Here is a 3,019-nt window from a genome sequence, read left to right as displayed (position 1 = left end):
TCGTCGACTCCATGGTGAGATAGGCCACGTCCCACCCGCCGAATACGAAACCACCCACTACCAAAACGCCCAAGAACCACAGGTCACAGCCACAATCTAGAGTCTCTACCGAACCCGGAACTGTTCACGGGTGACTTGGAGGTGCAGCTCCGTACGTCGCGGGACGTGGAGGGTGCACAGGATCTGTTCCGGGCGAGCTACGCAGCGGCGTGATCGCTTGACGGCGCCGTGGCCGTGAGCGGCGGGACAAACGCAGCACCCAGCAGCGCGCCGCCCTCGCGGAGCCGGGGATGGAATGGGCGTGACACCGACCACGTGCAGTCGTTGAACCGTCGGTCAGCGAAGTGCACAGCGGGACCGCGGGCGGCCATGGCCTTCGGGGTCCGTGAGGCACCGATGGACGCACCACGAAAGCCAGGTCGGCCGTTCTGCATTGCCGCCCTAGGCCGGCGGCCCCGTTGTGAGGTTCTAACCGCACACAGTCCGGAGAAATCCAAGCATGGAATTGAACACCGTTAGGGCAAGTGACGATCCGGCTCGCCCCCGAGCAACGGACTGGGAAACCTATCGCGCCTGGCTCACAATTAAATGGGCGGAATTCCTGGCCTCGAATTGCTCCGAGGTAGATGTACAGCGTTTCCTTGAGGCACACCCATGCCTCCTACCCGGAGCGAGCGACGACGTCGGCGCTGGACACCACGGTCCGGTCCTGTGGTCGGTCATCAGCCAGCCCGAACTCCAGGGCTTGGGCAGGCGTCGCATCCCCGACTTCATGTGGGTCCGCAGAGACACCGCTGCCGTGCGCCCCATCTGCATCGAGATCGAAAGCCCCTCAAAGCGCTGGTTCAACCCCGGCAACCAGACGCCCACAGCCAAGCTCACAGAAGCGCTCGATCAGTTGGTGGAATGGAAGGTCTGGTTCTCGCAACCCGACAACCAGTCGGTCTTCCTTAAGACCTACGCGCCGGATTTTAACCGCCGTGCGCTTGAACCCCAATACGTCCTAATCTACGGACGCGACGACGAGTTCCGCCCAGGTACATCTCACCACCCCGACCATGGCTACTTGCGATCCAAGCGGGACTTCATGCGTCGAAGCAATGAACGTTTCTTTACTTTCGACATGCTCAGACCCGCCCAAGACGCTGAGCGGTATGGCACCTTGACTCGAACAGGAAACAGTTGGGTTCTGAAAGGACTCCCTCCGACCTTTACTACTCACCCCCTGATGTCGGATCTCTTCAAAGCTGTCTCCGATCCCGAACCCGCCTTGCAATCTGTGCCCCTGATCAGTGACGAGCGCAAGGAGTACGTCGCCTCCCGATGGCGGCACTGGCGCAGTGGCAGTCAACGGGACCAGACCAACCAGTTGACGGTGGTGTCGCTGGGCGGGGGTGAATAGCGGTCACATGCGTCCACCGGTTCGCTGACGCTTGTGCTCCCTAACCGGCTGTACATTGCGGCACGCGCCCCCATCGCGCTCCTCAACGCGCCGGAGCCGACCGCCGACCCGAGCCGCTGCACACCGGCGACGTGATCCTGCTGCGCCCCAGCGACATCGACCAGATCATCACGTTCTCCATGATCTGGGTGAAGAGTCATTCCACCGACCTCCGCAGCAACGCGCTCATTGACGAACTCGCCGCCGGGGCCAAGGGGGTCGTCCTGCACTTCGCCCAAGCCGTTCAGTCGTGCAGCACCAAGTCGTAGGCGAGCAGCACCCGCTGGGTCCGGCTCCGCTAACCGTGCGTGCCACCCAGTCCGGTTCGACATCCTCGCCCGAGCTGCGGGCTACCGGATAGTCGAGTGGACGATGGCCGTACGTGCCTGACGAGCCCCCCGACGCGCAGAGCGACTCACACTGACGGCGAAATCGGTTGTTTTCAGAGGAGCGTTGGGCAGTACCCTCCAACCATGGCAATTGGTGACTGTGTGTTCTGCGGTTCCCGTGTCAGCTCGCAAGGCGAGCATGTCCTTCCTCGCTGGTTCTTCGAGCGGTGGGATGGCCAGGGACCGTTCACCTACTACGCCGGCAGCAAGCCGATCCCCAAGCGCAGCGGCAGCACTCAGCGTGACCAACTGGCACGCGTCATGCTGCCGGTGTGCGGCAGTAACAGTCCAACCGACTGCAACGGATGGCTCAACCGCACATTCGAGGTTGCGGGCAAGCCTCAGGTCGAGACTGTTCTCAATGACCTCCGACCGATCGCGGGTGCCGACGTGGTGGCCTTCGCCCGCTGGGTGGTGAAGACTCTGCTCCTGCATGCCCATCCCCTGGCGATGAACTCCGAAATCGGACACCTGGACACCGTGAGCCGCAGTGTGCTGGAGCTGCCCAAGTCGGCGCTGCCCATGATGCGCAACAGTGGCCAGTTCCCTGAGGACCTCTCGCTCTGGATGTCCGTGATCGACTCCGATGGAGCTCCCGCCGACCTTCCGGACTTCGATCAAGCGGTCCTGCCGAGAGTTCATCGGCGCGACGGCGCCGGAGGGGAATGCAGAGCCACGACGCTGGGTTTCTCCCTGCCGAACCACCTGATGGTCTCATTCCAGCTGGTCTTCCACCCGCTGATCGACATCGTGAACCCCTTCGAGTCCCCTGGCTGGGCGACCAGGCTATGGCCCAATCCACCTGCCGATCTCGACATTACGGCCCATCCCGTCCTGGACGTCGCCGGCGGCCGCGCGCTAACCAGGTGGTTCGTCGCTGGCGGACCCAGCATCGGGCTCCAGCCCGGCGAACGCTGGCCCAACGGACCCACTGGGCAGGCGTTCCAAGCTGCGTCGCAGCCGTGATCGCGACCACCTGGACCGCTCTGATAGACCGACTCCGGTTCCCGGCTGTGCAGCGGCCGGGAACCGGAGCGCCGCGCGTTTCATCTGGTTACGGGCTAAGACCGACCGGCAATAGGCAGCCGCTGTCGAGTGATCAGGTGGGGTGGATGCGGTGCGGGCACGGGTCCAGGCGATCATGGAGTTCTCTACGCTCAGTGATCACGAAGGACGGCCGTGCCCGCGC

The 3,019-nt window shown here is 63.4% G+C and carries 3 protein-coding genes and 1 pseudogene; all 4 read left to right on the top strand.

Annotation, left to right across the window (positions count from 1 at the left end; translation table 11 throughout):
• Window positions 1-126: 126 nt before the first annotated feature.
• Window positions 127-213: pseudogene (locus QMK24_RS40920) on the top strand (transporter); the annotation flags it as partial.
• Window positions 214-499: 286 nt separating this feature from the next.
• A complete protein-coding gene (locus QMK24_RS40915) occupies window positions 500-1,402 on the top strand; it encodes a Shedu anti-phage system protein SduA domain-containing protein (RefSeq protein ID WP_283471991.1) in 903 nt (300 codons plus the stop codon).
• Between the two features lie 131 nt (window positions 1,403-1,533).
• Window positions 1,534-1,710 (top strand): hypothetical protein, encoded by a 177-nt coding sequence (locus QMK24_RS40910; protein ID WP_283471990.1) that lies wholly within the window; start codon window positions 1,534-1,536, stop codon window positions 1,708-1,710.
• 204 nt (window positions 1,711-1,914) lie between these two features.
• Window positions 1,915-2,796: a hypothetical protein gene (locus tag QMK24_RS40905; protein ID WP_283471989.1), complete on the top strand. Its 882-nt coding sequence runs from the start codon at window positions 1,915-1,917 to the stop codon at window positions 2,794-2,796.
• Window positions 2,797-3,019: the final 223 nt, after the last annotated feature.

The organism is Streptomyces sp. PH10-H1, from assembly GCF_030063355.1.
Classification (GTDB): domain Bacteria; phylum Actinomycetota; class Actinomycetes; order Streptomycetales; family Streptomycetaceae; genus Actinacidiphila.
The sequence above is the reverse complement of the archived record's forward strand: the minus strand, read 5'-3'. Positions and strand labels throughout refer to the sequence as shown.